The organism is Erwinia psidii (genome assembly GCF_003846135.1).
In the GTDB taxonomy this organism is placed as follows: Bacteria; Pseudomonadota; Gammaproteobacteria; order Enterobacterales; family Enterobacteriaceae; genus Erwinia; species Erwinia psidii.
Window position 1 is genome coordinate 98,193 of sequence record NZ_RHHM01000005.1, and the last position, 15,240, is coordinate 113,432.

Sequence of the window (15,240 nt, forward strand, 5' to 3'; positions counted from 1 at the left end):
GGTAGTGCCATGAGCGAAAAGTTACAAAAAGTCCTTGCCCGTGCCGGGCATGGCTCACGCCGTGAAATTGAAACCATGATTTCTTCCGGTCGCGTCAGCGTTGACGGCAAGATCGCGACGCTGGGCGATCGTGTTGAACCCAGTAAAGCGCTGAAAATCCGTATTGATGGACACCTTATATCCGTTGCAGAATCGACCGAAGAAGTTTGTCGCGTACTGGCCTACTACAAACCTGAAGGGGAATTGTGTACCCGCAACGATCCAGAAGGACGTCCTACCGTGTTTGATCGCCTGCCAAAACTGCGTGGCGCCCGCTGGATTGCCGTTGGCCGCCTGGATGTCAATACCTGTGGTCTGTTACTGTTCACCACCGATGGTGAGCTGGCCAATCGCCTGATGCATCCAAGCCGTGAGGTGGAGAGAGAATACGCGGTCAGGGTCTTTGGCCAGGTTGATGATGACAAACTGAAACAACTGAGTCGTGGCGTGCAACTCGAAGATGGTCCTGCGGCATTCAAAACTCTGAAATTCAGCGGTGGCGAAGGGATTAATCAGTGGTACAGCGTTACCCTGACAGAAGGACGAAACCGTGAAGTGCGCCGTTTGTGGGAATCCGTTGGCGTACAGGTGAGCCGTCTGATCCGCACCCGCTATGGTGATATCGATCTGCCTAAAGGATTACCTCGCGGCGGTTGGACTGAACTGGATCTGGCACCGGTAAACTATCTGCGCGAACTGGTTGGTTTGCCAGCGGAAACGACCAGCAAAGTGCCTGTTGATAAGGATCGTCGTCGGACCAAAGCAAATCAGATTCGTCGCGCTGTCAAACGCCACTCTCAGGGCAGCAGCGTCCGTCGGTCAGCGAGCAAGCGTCAATCGTAACTCCTGCTCAGGGAGGCGAAAATTTGCCTCTCTTTTCGCTCTGACTTTATCATTCCGGTGAAAATCATCCCAATGCCGCCTGTATCCGTTGCTGATGCTAACCGGCTTTGTTCCGTCGCTGGTGGCAGTTCTCTGACATTATTCAGCCGCTCCGGGCTTACGGGCTGGCTGGGCATCAAAACTGATCCCTGTCTTATTTTTACTGTCGTCTCCCATTAAATAGAGATAGAGCGGCATGATGTCGGCAGGTGTTTTCAGTCTGGTGGCATCTTCCTGCGGGAATGCACTGGCACGCATTTTGGTTCGCGTACCACCGGGATTAATGCAGTTTACCCGCAAACGTTGGTCATCATACTCTTCAGCCAGCACCTGCATCATGCCTTCGGTGGCGAATTTCGAAACGGAATAAGCCCCCCAGCCGGCGCGTCCTTTGCGTCCGACGCTGGAGGTGGTGAAAACCAGCGATGCGCCGGGGGATTTGAGCAACAGGGGCAGAAGCGCCTGGGTCAGATAAAAAGTGGCGTTAATATTGACCTGCATCACCTGCTGCCACACCAGCGGATCTTGCTGTTCCATCGGGCTGATATCACCGAGAAGGCCTGCGTTATGCAGTACGCCATCCAGGCGGGAAACCTGTTTTGCCACCTCTTCGGCCAGATGTTGACAGTCTGCTGGCGTGGCGAAATCCAGATCCAGAATAAATTTGCGGGCCGGCGGCAGGCCGTGTGCGGCAATATCATCCATCACCGCCTGCAGCTTTTGTGGGTTGCGTCCGGTCAGCAGGACCTGTGCGCCATAGCGGGCGTAGGTCAGTGCAGCTTCACGGCCAATGCCGTCACTGGCTCCTGTCACCAGAATAATGCGATCGGTCAGCAAATTGCTTTTCGGTTGATAATCCACAGGCGCTCCTCTGGCGTTGATCAATAAGGCGTGACGGCGTGACCGCCGCCGTGCTGGCAGGGGAGTTTATGCCTGAAAATCGCCGTCAGTTCAATGTGAATGCGGTGTAAAACGCACTGAAGCAGCAGGAACCTGGCGACGTAAGCCGTTGACTCCGCTACACTAGCGGTTTTGCTTAAACGATGATAACTAAGGCGGATTGAGTGGAACTACTCTCTTATTATGGACTTTTTCTGGCAAAAACACTCACCATCGTGCTGGCGATTGTTGCTGTGGTTATTGTTATTGCCAATCTTGCGATGCGTAAACGGGGCCAGGGTGGTCAGCTGGAACTAACCAATCTGGGTGAATATTATCGCGACATGAAAGATGACATGCTGCTGGCAAGAATGAAACATCCCGAGCAGAAACTGTGGCAGAAAGAACGCAAGAAAAAGCAAAAATCTGACGCTAAAAGCGCCAGGCAGCTGGCAAAACAGGGGATAAGGCAGAGCACTGACAAACCGGGCCTGTTTGTGATTGATTTTCGTGGCAGCCTGGATGCTCATGAAGTTTCCTCTTTGCGCGAAGAAGTTTCGGCGGTACTGGCGGTAGCAAAACCTGAAGATGAAGTGTTGTTACGCCTGGAAAGCCCCGGTGGCGTAGTGCATGGTTATGGTCTGGCTTCGTCACAATTACAGCGACTGCGTGATAAGGGCATCAGGCTGACTGTCGCCGTGGATAAAGTGGCAGCCAGCGGTGGTTATATGATGGCGTGTGTAGCCGATCGTATCGTTGCTGCGCCCTTTGCAATTGTCGGTTCCATCGGCGTGGTTGCTCAGATCCTCAACGTAAACCGCCTGCTAAAACGGAGCGAAATCGATGTGGAATTGCATACTGCCGGGGAGTACAAGCGTACGCTGACTTTTCTTGGTGAAAATACCGATCAGGGCCGCGAAAAATTCCGTGAAAATCTGAATGAAACGCACGTATTGTTCAAGCAGTTTGTGCAACAGATGCGCCCGGCACTGGATATCGACAGCGTGGCAACGGGCGAACACTGGTTTGGTACTCAGGCCCTTGAAAAAGGGTTGGTTGATGCTGTTGGCACCAGTGACGATCTGATTATTGAACAGCTTAGCAGCCGTGAAGTGATTGCGGTACGCTATGCCAGACGCAAAAGATTTATCGAACGCTTTACCCATAGTGCGGCTAACAGCACTGAACGCCTGCTGTTGCGCTTATGGCAACGGGGTCAGAAGCCGCTGTTATAATCAGTCGACACCTGTGGGCGTTAATTTTCCAGCTGGTAGCGGGGCGACAGTTCCGTTGCCAGATATTTCAACACGTTAAATACCACGGTGCTTTTATCTCCCGGCAGGCCGTGTTCGTCCAGAAAACAGTTGCCACGAAACACCAGCACATCGCCTCTTTGTTCCACATCCGATACGGCCATACCATAAAAGTAATGCGCATGTTGTGCCATCATTTCGTTAGCTATTTCCAGCAAGGCCGTTTTACCGATCGCTTCAGTCTGCTTCATTCCCGCTCTCCTTTATAATGGCTGTTATCAGTCATTGTATGCTGCCCATGCTAAACGAAAGTCCTGTGTTCGTGCACTTCTGGTGAGGCACACTCTTTTTATCGCTGGCTCTGGCGCAAATTGGCAGCAGGTGCTAATTAAGTTGCGTATCAGATTTTATCAGGTAGAGTGTGGGCGTTTCGGGTTCCGGGCGTAAAACTGTCTTTACGCACTGTGGACAGACCGCTGGAAAGGTTGTAAAAAGTGACGTTAATCAATGAATTATCCTGCTGAGTGGCAGTCTCTAATCTGGTCAGATATGACAGGGATGAAAAAGACAGAGCCGGTAGCTACATGGTGATTGCGCCGGTTGTTCCCCTCGTGAAACGGCACATTTTACTCTCGTATGTTTCAATCAGGTAAAGGTAAATATGGGTAAAGCTCTCGTAATAGTTGAGTCCCCGGCAAAAGCCAAAACGATCAATAAATATCTTGGAAATGACTACGTGGTGAAGTCCAGCGTTGGCCATATTCGTGATTTGCCGACCAGTGGTTCAACAGTTAAAAAGAGCGCTGACTCTACAACCAGTAAAACGGCCAAAAAGGTAAAAAAGGACGAAAAAGCGGCATTGGTAAGCCGCATGGGCGTTGACCCTTATCATGGCTGGGATGCGAATTATCAGATTTTGCCCGGTAAAGAGAAAGTGGTTTCCGAGCTGAAGTCTCTGGCACAGGATGCGGACCATATCTATCTTGCAACCGACCTTGATCGTGAAGGGGAGGCTATCGCCTGGCACCTTCGTGAGGTGATCGGTGGCGATGATTCCCGTTTCAGCCGCGTGGTGTTTAATGAAATAACCAAAAATGCTATCCGTCAGGCGTTTGAAAAACCGGGAGAGCTGAACATAGATCGGGTCAATGCCCAACAGGCACGCCGGTTTATGGACCGCGTGGTGGGATATATGGTTTCCCCGCTGCTCTGGAAGAAAATTGCCCGTGGTCTGTCCGCAGGCCGGGTGCAGTCGGTTGCTGTGCGCCTGGTCGTTGAGCGTGAGCGTGAGATCAAAGCGTTTGTCCCGGAAGAGTACTGGGAGCTGCACGCCAACCTCAACACGCCAAAAGGCAGCGATCTGTCGATGGAAGTCACGCATCAGCATGACAGTCCTTTCAGGCCGGTCAACAGTGAGCAGACCCATGCGGCAGTCAGTCTGCTGGAAAAAGCCCGGTATCTGGTCGCTGAACGTGAAGATAAACCAACCAGCAGCAAGCCCGGCGCGCCATTTATCACTTCAACGTTGCAGCAGGCAGCCAGTACGCGTCTTGGTTATGGTGTCAAGAAAACCATGATGATGGCACAACGCCTGTATGAAGCAGGGCATATTACCTACATGCGTACTGACTCGACCAACATCAGTCAGGATGCACTCGGCATGGTACGTGACTACATTGAAAATGAGTTTGGCAGTAAGTATCTGCCAAAGGAGTCTAACGTTTATGCCAGCAAAGATAACTCACAGGAAGCCCACGAGGCGATCCGCCCTTCTGATGTAGGGGTGTTATCTGAGCAGCTGAAGGATATGGAAGCGGATGCACAAAAGCTGTATGGGCTTATCTGGCGTCAGTTTGTAGCCTGCCAGATGATGCCGGCCAAATATGATGCGACCACGCTTACGGTTATTGCCGGTGATTTTAAATTAAAAGCGAAAGGGCGCACATTGCGTTTTGATGGCTGGACGAAAGTGATGCCAGCACTGCGTAAAAATGATGAGGACAGCGCTCTGCCACCGATTGAGGTGGGTGAAGAACTCAAACTGCTGCAGCTCAAACCGAGCCAGCATTTTACCAAACCACCGGCCAGGTTCAGTGAAGCGTCACTGGTTCGTGAGCTGGAGAAACGTGGTATCGGGCGTCCTTCGACTTACGCTTCCATCATCTCGACTATCCAGGATCGTGGCTATGTTCGGGTAGAGAGTCGCCGTTTCTATGCCGAAAAGATGGGCGAGATCGTGACAGATCGTCTGGAAGAAAATTTCAGGGAGCTGATGAATTACGATTTCACCGCCCATATGGAAAACAGCCTCGACCAGGTAGCTAATAATGAGGCGCAGTGGAAAAGCGTACTTGACACCTTTTTTGCTGATTTCAGCCAACAGCTGGAACAGGCAGATAAGGATCCTGAAGAAGGCGGTATGCAGCCCAATCAGATGATCCTGACATCCATTGACTGTCCGGTCTGTGGCCGAAAAATGGGGATACGCACCGCCAGTACCGGTGTATTCCTTGGCTGTTCGGGGTACGCCTTACCCCCTAAGGAGCGCTGTAAACAGACCATTAACCTCATCCCGGAGAATGAAGTTCTGAATATCCTGGAAGGAGATGATGCTGAGACCAATGCGCTGCGTGCACGCCATCGCTGCAACAAATGCGGAACGGCAATGGACAGCTATCTGATTGATAATCAGCGCAAGCTTCATGTTTGCGGTAATAATCCGGGCTGTGAGGGTTACGAAATCGAGCAGGGTGAGTTTCGTATTAAAGGCTATGATGGGCCGGTGGTGGAATGCGAGAAGTGTGGCTCTGAAATGCATCTGAAAATGGGGCGTTTCGGCAAATACATGGCCTGTACCAATGACGAGTGTAAAAACACCCGTAAGATCCTGCGTAATGGTGATGTCGCGCCACCTAAAGAAGATCCGGTTCCGTTGCCAGAGTTGACCTGTGAAAAATCGGATGCCTATTTTGTATTACGTGACGGTGCAGCCGGGGTGTTTCTTGCCGCGAATACTTTCCCGAAATCCAGGGAGACTCGCGCACCGCTGGTGGAAGAGCTGCTACGTTTTCGCGATCGTTTACCTGAGAAACTACGCTATCTTGCTGACGCCCCAACGGCTGACGATGAAGGCAATAAATCGCTGGTACGCTACAGTCGCAAAACAAAACAGCAGTATGTCAGTACTGAAAAAGACGGCAAAGCCAGTGGCTGGTCAGCTTTTTATGTCGATGGAAAATGGCAGATCACCACTAAAAGTGCCGCCAAAAAGTGACTTCTGTGGCCAGCCTGTGCTGGCCTTTATTCCTTCAGCCGTTATCTTTCTCCGTTTCACTTCCCCCCCGGTTTTGGTATAGTTGTTATAGAAAATACTTTTCTTATTATTAAATCGTATTAAACCGGATAACCCCGGACCTGAGGTTGTCATACTTGCATCTGACAGCACGGTTGATGGGTGCGCGGCTTACAACCCTTGGATGGAATCAACATGAAATTGCAGCAGCTGCGTTATATTGTTGAGGTGGTTAATCATAATCTCAATGTCTCTTCCACGGCCGAAGGGCTTTATACCTCCCAACCCGGTATCAGTAAACAGGTGCGAATGCTGGAAGATGAGCTGGGCATTCAGATCTTTGCCCGCAGCGGCAAACATCTGACTCAGGTTACCCCTGCGGGCCAGGAAATTATTCGTATTGCACGTGAAGTGCTCTCCAAAGTTGATGCCATTAAATCGGTTGCGGGTGAACATACCTGGCCTGATAAAGGTTCCCTCTATGTTGCCACCACACATACCCAGGCCCGTTATGCGCTTCCTAACGTGATTAAAGGCTTTATTGAACGTTATCCACGGGTTTCGCTGCATATGCATCAGGGCTCGCCAACACAAATTGCTGAAGCAGTATCCAAAGGTAACGCCGATTTTGCCATTGCAACAGAAGCGCTGCATCTGTATGACGACTTGATTATGTTGCCCTGTTATCACTGGAACCGGGCTATTGTGGTCACGCCGGATCATCCGTTAGCAGCCAGAGAGAAAGTCTCTATCGAAGAGCTGGCTGAGTATCCGCTGGTCACTTACACCTTTGGTTTTACTGGACGATCTGAGTTGGATACGGCGTTCAATCGTGCAGGACTGACCCCACGGATTGTATTCACCGCGACCGACGCCGATGTTATTAAAACATATGTACGGCTTGGGCTGGGGGTAGGGGTGATTGCCAGCATGGCGGTTGATCCGGTTTCTGATCCTGATCTGGTGAGAATAGAAGCAACAGATGTTTTCAGCTACAGCACGACAAAAATCGGTTTCCGCCGCAGTACTTTTTTGCGTAGCTACATGTACGACTTTATACAACGTTTTGCTCCACATTTGACCAGAGACGTGGTTGATACAGCCGTAGGGCTGCGCTCTAACGAAGATATTGAAGCGATGTTTAAAGACATCAGGCTACCGGCAAAATAAATAACCATGCGAAGTGTGTTGTTATAAGGGCCGAATGCGGCCCTTATAATTATGATTGGTCTTTTTTTGTTATTCTTATCGATAAATCCTTTTTATTATTTTTTTGTTAATAAAGCGCGCATCACATGTTTTTTCTTTGTTATTCATTAAATGAGAAATGGGACACACTTTTCAGTCTGTGCCTTTGCGTTACTCCAGGACAAATCCTACACTCTTATTTAAACCACCCTGTGACAGTATCTCTACAAAGGATCGTAGACAAATAAGCCGTTGTAAGTGGATCCGAACAGGATGGTTGTATTATAGGTTTGGCTTAATTTCAAATTAAACAGTCTCATTTTTATTTAACAAAGATAAATGCTGTTTAACTGTTTTGATAAAGGTTCTTAATCGTTTAGTTCAATAAAAATGACTGGATTTCGCGCCAAAAAATGTTTAGGATTCATCCTAATTTCTGATTGGCTTCTTCAATCGTTTCAATGAGAGTGATTATCGATAACTATGAATACCAGACTAACTGTAGAACCCAATTTTGGGCATGAGATCATACCGGTTCAACGTAACAGGAACCTCAAACGCAAAGCGTGGATGGCTGTTTTCGCCTGCTCAGCAATGTTCTGGCTGGCGATCGCATTGATGATTTGGCGCGTGTGGGGAAGATAATGTATCTGGAGACGTTTAACCATAAGCCTCAACAGCAAACTAAGGTGAAACAACGCTTTTGTAAAAGTAATGACGCTGAAGTCGTTACGATCCCAGACTCATGGTGTCTTAACGAGCTTCAGCGCAGTTTTATTGATTCAATGATTGATAAAGAAAATAAGTAATAAAGCCAAATTACCGATGCTATTTCTGATATAAAAATTATAATTTCAGATTGTTAATATATTTTTTACTTTTCAGGTCAGTTTGATCACTTTGGGACAAAAAATATCCACCGTTTAACGGTAATCTGTTATGTACAGTGCCTGTCTGCAGGACCTTGATTGTTCATAGCAGTGCAAGTTTTATATTATCTCAGATTCAGTACTTATGCTGTTCAATGTCGCTCTCAGGTTTTATCTGACTCCGGCGACCGGATAATTAATAATGATGCATAAAGTATGCATATTAAGACAAATAAAAATTCTGTAAAAACGCCTCACTGGTTAACATCCGTGAGGCGTTTTGTTTTAGCTGTATCTGGTTTATGTCTAACTTATTCTTTATCAAGACGTTAATTTATGTCTGTAGTGCCATCGGGACAGATATGTCATGAAGCAATCTCAACATATTTATGGCGAGACTTGAAAGGCGTTCACCGACACAAATCACACCACTTTTGCCCGGATACACCAGGTGCGGAGTATTGCCCGTTGATGTAATGCTCCTTGCGGATGTAACCCCCCAACATGCTGGCTATCCGGTGACTGGTATCATTACGGCAGGAAGCCGCGTTGTTGAGGTAGTTTTACCGTACGGGCGAACGGATTATGCTCAACCCTGAAGCACCGAAATGCGTGATTTGCGGTGCAACGTGGCTATCTGCAAGGGATTACCACCCCGGTAAAAATTTATGGGAGTAAATGGCCCATCCTTGTTGCTTTAGTATCAAGATAATGCGCGTTTTCAGGATTGCGCCCTACAATAAGCGGCATGCGTTCAACGATGTTGATGCCGGCATCGCTCAGGATTTCAACTTTGCGTGGGTTATTTGTCAGCAGACGTACTTCATTCACTCCCAGCAGTCTGAACATATCAGCGCACAGAGTAAAATCGCGCTCATCCGCAGCAAAACCCAACTGATGGTTGGCCTCCACCGTGTCATAGCCTTTATCCTGCAACGCATAAGCGCGTATTTTATTCAGCAGGCCAATGTTGCGGCCTTCCTGACGATGATAAAGCAATACACCACGACCTTCTTTTGCGATATGACTGAGCGCTGCCTCAAGCTGAAAGCCACAATCACAGCGCAGACTGAAAAGTGCATCACCGGTCAGACATTCAGAATGTATGCGCGCAAGCACTGGTTTACTGCTGCTGATATCGCCATAGACAAGGGCCACATGATCGTGCCCGGTTGCCAGTTCTTCGAAACCAACCATCAGGAAATCTCCCCATGGCGTGGGCAGATTGGCTTCTGCCACCCGTTTAAGCTGCATGTGACTCTCCAGATATTTCATCATATTGCCTGGCACATTCCGACCGGATGTGACAGGCAGGCTGTAATCCGCAATAGCAAATATTTTGCCACAATCGCCATAGCGACGGTTAACAACTTGGAGCGATTACTGTGATACTGCACAATTATCATCATTCAAAGCAGTATGTTATTATTTTTTCTCATATTGTCAGATGGAAAGACAACAAAACCAGTAAAGTTTGAGGAATTTTATGTTTGATATTGTCAGGCGGACCATGCTGGGTGCTGTATTGTTGCTGATTATGCCTGTCATGGTCTGGATTTCTGACTGGCAATGGCGACCGGGGGAGAACGGACTTTGGCAGCGGATGCTGTTTTGGATGACAGAGACGGTGACCAGTCCGTGGGGCGCTGTGACCAGTGTCGTGCTGTGCGTCTGGTTTACCTGGTGCCTGCGCTACAGACTGAAACCCACCCTCATGTTACTGGCCATTATGCTTCTGGCGATCCTGGCAGGGCAGTGCCTTAAGACATTGATTAAAGAGCAGGTGCAAGAGCCACGCCCTTATGTGCTTTGGTTGGAAAAAAGCCATGCCCTTGATGAGAAAACGTTCTATCAGCAGCCACGTCAGCAGCGCAGCGAACTGGTAGTCAAGGCGGTGGCCAGCAACAACTGCCTGCCTGTCTGGCTGAAATCGCACTGGGCATTTGAAACGGGCTATGCTTTTCCTTCCGGCCATACTATGTTTGCTGCCAGCTGGGCATTGCTGGCAATTGGCCTGCTTTGGCCGCGACGTCGGTTCGTCACATTAACCGTGCTGTTTATCTGGGCCACAGGGGTAATGGGCAGTCGACTTGTGCTGGGAATGCACTGGCCGCGCGATCTGGTTATTTCAACCCTCATCAGCTGGCTGCTGGTAACCTGTGCCACGTGGCTGGTACAACGATATTGTGGACCACTCAGCGTGCAGCCAGAAGAACAGCGGGAAATCAATGAGCGAGAACGTCGGTGATTGTTATTACGGCTTGCTGTCCCCATAACATGAAACAGGAATGTGGGGCAGAATTTCTTCTGCCATTTTTTGTTGATGCATCAGACAAGCAACAGGCTGGTTTTTTTGGCATAATTCATCTGGTTATCACCAGACTACGGGACGGACTGTGAAATACTTGCTGATTTTTTTACTGGTTTTAGTGATCTTCGTTATCTCCATTACCCTTGGGGCGCATAACGATCAGGTTGTGACATTCAATTATCTGTTGGCACAGGGAGATTTTCGTGTTTCCACCCTGGTTGCAACGCTGTTTGCCGCTGGTTTTATCCTTGGCTGGGGGATTTGTGGTCTGTTCTGGTTGCGACTGCGTGTTTCTTTAGCAAATGCCCAGCGTAAACTAAAACGTTTGCAGCAGCTGACGCAGACTGAAGATAACGTGACAACGTCACCTCAGCAGATCGCAAAGGAATAACTTCTCATGTTGGAACTGCTGTTTCTGTTATTGCCCGTTGCCGCAGCCTATGGCTGGTACATGGGGCGCAGAAGTGCGCAACAGGATAAACAGCAGGAGGCCAGTCGGCTATCGCGTGATTACGTGGCCGGAGTTAACTTCCTGCTATCAAACCAGCAGGATAAAGCAGTTGATTTGTTTCTGGAGATGCTCAGAGAAGATAGCGGAACGGTAGAAGCCCACCTGACTCTGGGTAACCTGTTTCGTTCAAGAGGGGAAGTGGATCGCGCTATCAGGATCCATCAGGCGCTCATGGAAAGTGCCTCCCTGACCTACGATCAGCGCCTGCTCGCCATACAGCAACTTGGCCGTGATTATATGGTGGCTGGTTTTTATGATCGTGCGGAAGAAATGTTCAGCCAGCTGACTGATGAAACGGATTTTCGCATTAGTGCACTGCAACAGCTGCTGATTATTCATCAGGCGACCAGTGACTGGCCGAAAGCGATTGAGGTTGCCGAACGCCTGGTCAAACTGGGCAAAGACAGACAGCGTATGGAAATCGCCCATTTCTATTGTGAACTGGCATTACAGGCGATGGGAAGTGACGATCTTGACCGCGCGATGAGCCTGCTCAAAAAAGGCGAGGCAGCCGATCGCCAGAGCGCGCGTGTCTCCATCATGATGGGACGTATCGCTATGGCGAAAGGGGACTACACTCGTGCTGTCGGGATCCTGCAGCGGGTCATTGAGCAGGATAAGGACCTGGTAAGTGAAACCCTGGAAATGCTGGAAAGTTGTTATGCTCAATTGCAGCAACCCCACATCTGGGCTGACTATCTCAGGCGCTGTGTGGAAGAAAACACAGGGGCAGCGGCTGAGCTTTATCTCTCTGATATTATTGAGCATGACGAAGGTGGGGAGTCCGCACAGCTCTATATCAACCGTCAGTTACAGCGCCATCCCACGATGAGACTTTTTCACCGTCTTATTGACTTCCACCTTAATGAAGCAGAAGACGGCAGGGCAAAAGAGAGTCTGATGGTGCTGCGGGACCTGGTAGGAGAGCAAATCCGTACCAAACCCCGTTATCGTTGCCTGAAGTGTGGTTTTACTGCCCATGCGCTTTACTGGCATTGTCCTTCCTGCCGTGCCTGGTCATCGGTTAAACCGATACGTGGGCTGGATGGACAGTAATGCTGAACCTGTGCATTCAACGTTACCTATTTTAGTTACAACATACTAATTATTATTCCTGCTTTAATGTGCCAGCAACACCAGTGTTATAGGCAGCCAGGCAAGGGAAAGGAAAAACTCCGGCGATGAACTGTGAATTTGCTGACGGCACAGGTAAAATGCCTGTCGTTTATTTCCAGCGCCTGACGGTGCTCAATTTTCAGAAGGTTTTGCCATGCATTCAGTTCAGGCCAGTGATTCCCCGATTCTGATCGCATTAGATTATGCCGATCTCAACCGTGCTCTGGCTTTCGTGGACCAAATTGACCCGCGAAGCTGCCGCCTGAAAGTGGGAAAAGAAATGTTTACTCTTTTTGGCCCACGGCTGGTGCGCGATTTGCAGCAGCGAGGCTTTGAGCTGTTTCTGGATCTGAAATTCCATGACATTCCCAACACCACGGCGCATGCAGTTGCGGCCGCGGCGGATCTTGGTGTCTGGATGGTCAATGTTCACGCCAGCGGCGGGGCGAGAATGATGAACGCCGCGCGAGAAGCCCTGGTTCCTTTTGGCGGAGATGCTCCATTGCTGATAGCGGTTACCGTTCTGACCAGTATGGCAGCAGACGATCTGAAACAGATTGGCATCAATGCGTCACCCGGCGATCATGCCGAAAGGCTGGCTTCCCTTACCCGACAATGTGGCCTTGACGGGGTGGTCTGCTCGGCGCACGAAGCGGGGCGGCTGAAGCAGTCGATCGGCGCTGATTTTCGTCTGGTTACGCCGGGTATTCGTCCGCAGGGCAGCGAGGCGGGCGACCAGCGTCGGATTATGACGCCACAGCAGGCCAGGCTTGCCGGCGTTGACTATATGGTGATCGGACGTCCAATTACTCAGGCTGCCGATCCGGCTGCAGCGCTTAACGGCATTCTGACCTCATTACAGGAATCATAATGGCTGATAATAACAGCCGCCTGGTGTACTCCACTGAAACCGGGCGGATCGCGGAGTCTGCGCCCGTCGCTCTGCGCCCGAAAGGCGATGGTATTGTGCGTATTCAGCGTCAGACCAGCGGCAGAAAAGGTAAAGGCGTGTGTCTGGTGACGGGTCTGGATCTGTCAGATGCTGAGCTCAATACCCTGGCGGCAGAGCTGAAGAAAAAATGTGGCTGCGGTGGTGCGGTTAAAAGCGACGTGATAGAAATCCAGGGAGACAAGCGGGATCTGATTAAAACGCTACTGGAGGCCAAAGGTCTCAAGGTTAAACTGGCCGGCGGTTGATTGCGTCAGGCCGTCTGTTTCCTGTCATCGCCGGCTCAGGAGCAAAATTTCAGGCCTTGCGTTATCAGCGTCAACCACCGTTCAGGTGATGATTGAAGCCGAGGGCTTCTTGCCTGACCTGCCAAAATATATTATCTGACGCTTTACAGGCAGGATCGGCTCACCATATCAGCCTTACCGGAATGGATCGCTTTTTTCCGCGGCGGACAGCCCGGCGAGATAATTCAATAAATACGGACTACAGCCTATTGTTATCGCGTTCATTTTAATTTCGTAAAAATTCATGACAGCCCTCGACCGGCATCAGAACGTGGATTATGCTGGAAAGCTGCCGGACTACCTTCTTATGGAGTTTCTTAATGAAAGCTGCATTTCTCTTTGCAGGCGTTGTGCTGTTGCTGTCGGGCTGTAGCAGCAATACCGACAACGAGCCACCACAACAAGCGACTGCGGCACATGCCCCGACGCATATTGAAATGTCCAGCCTGGCGGAGAATGCCTGTGCGAATGCCGGTGGCGTCATCGCATTGTCGCGCCAGCTGGATGGTAGTTCTGTTGGTATGTGCCAGCTGGCAAATGGTCGGCGCTGTGGGGAAAATGCGCTGGTGAATGGGCGTTGCGCACGTTGATAAGAGGTGGGAAGGCCGGATAATCCGGCCTGCGGTAATGATTCAGACAGTCAGTTCGTATGGACAATGCTGACCTGCTTTCAAGGTCCTGAGGTTTTCCAGCGTCGTTTGCGCAATACTTGTCAGCGCTTCGGCAGTAAGAAACGCCTGATGACCGGTAAAAAGTACATTGTGGCAGGCAGAAAGGCGTCGGAAAACATCATCCTGAATGACATCATTAGATTTATCTTCAAAGAATAAATCCCTCTCATTTTCATAAACATCCATGCCAAGTGAACCAATCTTCTGTATCTTAAGCGCATCAATCGCTGCCTGAGAGTCAATTAATCCACCCCGGCTGGTATTGATGATCATCACGCCATTTTTCATTTGTTCAAAGGCGGACATATTGAGCAGGTGGTTATTTTCAGCTGTCAGCGGGCAGTGTAGCGAAATGACGTCGGACTCGCGGAAAAGCGTATTCAAATCGACATATTTCGCGCCCAGTTCCGGCACCTGCGAATCAGGATAAGGATCGAAGGCCAACAGACGCATGCCAAACCCTTTAAGAATACGCAGCGTGGCGATACCAATTTTCCCGGTGCCGATAATCCCGGCAGTACGACCATGCATATTAAAGCCGATTAATCCCTCCAGCGAAAAGTTGGCATCGCGGGTGCGCTGGTAAGCACGATGAATGCGTCGGTTAAGCGTCATCATCATTCCAACGGCATGTTCAGCCACGGCTTCCGGCGAATAAGCCGGAACGCGGACCACTTTAATTCCCAACTCCCGCGCTGCATCAAGGTCAACGTTATTAAATCCGGCACAGCGAAGAGCCACAAAGCGAATGCCCAGCTTTGCCAGTTCCTCCAGCACCATGCGGCTGCCATCGTCATTGACAAAAAGACACACTCCCTCACAGCCTGAAGCCGTTTTAGCCGTTTTTTCCGTCAACAGGAAATCGAAAAACTCCATTTCATAGCCGTAAGTCATATTAACCTGCTCAAGGTATTTCCTGTCGTACTGTTTGGTACTGTAGACCGCGAGTTTCATTATCTCTCCTGTGAACCTGAACTTAAAAAGGGCTGCGAA

15 protein-coding genes are annotated in these 15,240 nt (G+C 49.8%); 11 read left to right on the forward strand and 4 right to left on the reverse strand.

Annotation, left to right across the window (positions count from 1 at the left end; all coding sequences use genetic code 11):
- The first annotated feature begins 9 nt into the window (after positions 1 to 9).
- Positions 10 to 882 carry a 23S rRNA pseudouridine(2605) synthase RluB gene (rluB, locus tag EB241_RS07940; protein ID WP_124232661.1) on the forward strand — a complete coding sequence of 291 codons (873 nt, stop codon included), beginning with the start codon at positions 10 to 12 and terminating at the stop codon, positions 880 to 882.
- Between the two features lie 138 nt (positions 883 to 1,020).
- Here rluB and EB241_RS07945 read toward each other — a convergent pair whose 3' ends face one another.
- Positions 1,021 to 1,782, reverse strand: a complete 762-nt coding sequence (locus EB241_RS07945) for a YciK family oxidoreductase (protein ID WP_124232662.1) — start codon at positions 1,780 to 1,782, stop codon at positions 1,021 to 1,023.
- 203 nt (positions 1,783 to 1,985) lie between these two features.
- On the opposite strand from EB241_RS07945, the gene sohB reads away from it, so the two are divergent.
- Complete coding sequence (gene sohB, locus EB241_RS07950) at positions 1,986 to 3,035, forward strand: protease SohB (RefSeq protein ID WP_124232663.1); 1,050 nt, start codon at positions 1,986 to 1,988, stop codon at positions 3,033 to 3,035.
- A 20-nt stretch (positions 3,036 to 3,055) separates the two neighbouring features.
- Here sohB and EB241_RS07955 read toward each other — a convergent pair whose 3' ends face one another.
- Entirely contained in the window at positions 3,056 to 3,304 is a 249-nt protein-coding gene (locus EB241_RS07955; protein ID WP_124232664.1) for a DUF2498 family protein, read from the reverse strand.
- Positions 3,305 to 3,714: 410 nt separating this feature from the next.
- Here EB241_RS07955 and topA point away from each other — a divergent pair, with 410 nt between their 5' ends.
- The 3 genes from topA (at position 3,715) to EB241_RS07970 (ending at position 8,178) form a co-directional block, all read left to right on the forward strand.
- A complete protein-coding gene (gene topA, locus EB241_RS07960) occupies positions 3,715 to 6,327 on the forward strand; it encodes a type I DNA topoisomerase (protein WP_124232665.1) in 2,613 nt (870 codons plus the stop codon).
- Between the two features lie 213 nt (positions 6,328 to 6,540).
- On the forward strand, positions 6,541 to 7,515 hold the full coding sequence (cysB, locus tag EB241_RS07965) for an HTH-type transcriptional regulator CysB (protein WP_124232666.1): 975 nt from the start codon (positions 6,541 to 6,543) through the stop codon (positions 7,513 to 7,515).
- 501 nt (positions 7,516 to 8,016) lie between these two features.
- Positions 8,017 to 8,178, forward strand: coding sequence for a YmiA family putative membrane protein (locus EB241_RS07970; RefSeq protein WP_124232667.1), 162 nt, complete (start codon positions 8,017 to 8,019; stop codon positions 8,176 to 8,178).
- Between the two features lie 890 nt (positions 8,179 to 9,068).
- Here the strand turns inward: EB241_RS07970 and ribA are convergent.
- Positions 9,069 to 9,656, reverse strand: a complete 588-nt coding sequence (gene ribA, locus EB241_RS07975) for a GTP cyclohydrolase II (RefSeq protein ID WP_124232668.1) — start codon at positions 9,654 to 9,656, stop codon at positions 9,069 to 9,071.
- A 232-nt stretch (positions 9,657 to 9,888) separates the two neighbouring features.
- Here ribA and pgpB point away from each other — a divergent pair, with 232 nt between their 5' ends.
- The 6 genes from pgpB (at position 9,889) to EB241_RS08005 (ending at position 14,166) form a co-directional block, all read left to right on the forward strand.
- Complete coding sequence (gene pgpB, locus EB241_RS07980; RefSeq protein ID WP_124232669.1) at positions 9,889 to 10,650, forward strand: phosphatidylglycerophosphatase B; 762 nt, start codon at positions 9,889 to 9,891, stop codon at positions 10,648 to 10,650.
- Positions 10,651 to 10,798: 148 nt separating this feature from the next.
- Entirely contained in the window at positions 10,799 to 11,104 is a 306-nt protein-coding gene (locus tag EB241_RS07985; RefSeq protein WP_124232670.1) for a LapA family protein, read from the forward strand.
- Positions 11,105 to 11,110: 6 nt separating this feature from the next.
- Positions 11,111 to 12,280, forward strand: coding sequence for a lipopolysaccharide assembly protein LapB (gene lapB / locus EB241_RS07990; RefSeq protein WP_124232671.1), 1,170 nt, complete (start codon positions 11,111 to 11,113; stop codon positions 12,278 to 12,280).
- A gap of 214 nt (positions 12,281 to 12,494) precedes the next feature.
- Positions 12,495 to 13,211, forward strand: coding sequence for an orotidine-5'-phosphate decarboxylase (gene pyrF, locus EB241_RS07995; protein ID WP_124232672.1), 717 nt, complete (start codon positions 12,495 to 12,497; stop codon positions 13,209 to 13,211).
- Positions 13,211 to 13,537: a stress response translation initiation inhibitor YciH gene (yciH, locus tag EB241_RS08000; RefSeq protein ID WP_124232673.1), complete on the forward strand. Its 327-nt coding sequence runs from the start codon at positions 13,211 to 13,213 to the stop codon at positions 13,535 to 13,537. Before pyrF ends, yciH begins: the two co-directional genes overlap by 1 nt.
- 359 nt (positions 13,538 to 13,896) lie before the next feature.
- Complete coding sequence (locus EB241_RS08005; RefSeq protein ID WP_124232674.1) at positions 13,897 to 14,166, forward strand: putative hemolysin; 270 nt, start codon at positions 13,897 to 13,899, stop codon at positions 14,164 to 14,166.
- A 42-nt stretch (positions 14,167 to 14,208) separates the two neighbouring features.
- On the opposite strand, the gene EB241_RS08010 is transcribed toward EB241_RS08005, so the two are convergent.
- Positions 14,209 to 15,201, reverse strand: a complete 993-nt coding sequence (locus tag EB241_RS08010; RefSeq protein WP_124232675.1) for a 2-hydroxyacid dehydrogenase — start codon at positions 15,199 to 15,201, stop codon at positions 14,209 to 14,211.
- Positions 15,202 to 15,240: the final 39 nt, after the last annotated feature.

Coding starts and splice junctions, on each gene's coding strand:
- rluB (WP_124232661.1), top strand. CDS start 10: ATGAGCGAAAAGTTACAAAAAGTCCTTGCCCGTGCCGGGCATGGCTCA.
- EB241_RS07955 (WP_124232664.1), bottom strand. CDS start 3,304: ATGAAGCAGACTGAAGCGATCGGTAAAACGGCCTTGCTGGAAATAGCT.
- topA (WP_124232665.1), top strand. CDS start 3,715: ATGGGTAAAGCTCTCGTAATAGTTGAGTCCCCGGCAAAAGCCAAAACG.
- cysB (WP_124232666.1), top strand. CDS start 6,541: ATGAAATTGCAGCAGCTGCGTTATATTGTTGAGGTGGTTAATCATAAT.
- EB241_RS07970 (WP_124232667.1), top strand. CDS start 8,017: ATGAATACCAGACTAACTGTAGAACCCAATTTTGGGCATGAGATCATA.
- ribA (WP_124232668.1), bottom strand. CDS start 9,656: ATGCAGCTTAAACGGGTGGCAGAAGCCAATCTGCCCACGCCATGGGGA.
- pgpB (WP_124232669.1), top strand. CDS start 9,889: ATGTTTGATATTGTCAGGCGGACCATGCTGGGTGCTGTATTGTTGCTG.
- lapB (WP_124232671.1), top strand. CDS start 11,111: ATGTTGGAACTGCTGTTTCTGTTATTGCCCGTTGCCGCAGCCTATGGC.
- pyrF (WP_124232672.1), top strand. CDS start 12,495: ATGCATTCAGTTCAGGCCAGTGATTCCCCGATTCTGATCGCATTAGAT.
- yciH (WP_124232673.1), top strand. CDS start 13,211: ATGGCTGATAATAACAGCCGCCTGGTGTACTCCACTGAAACCGGGCGG.
- EB241_RS08005 (WP_124232674.1), top strand. CDS start 13,897: ATGAAAGCTGCATTTCTCTTTGCAGGCGTTGTGCTGTTGCTGTCGGGC.
- EB241_RS08010 (WP_124232675.1), bottom strand. CDS start 15,201: ATGAAACTCGCGGTCTACAGTACCAAACAGTACGACAGGAAATACCTT.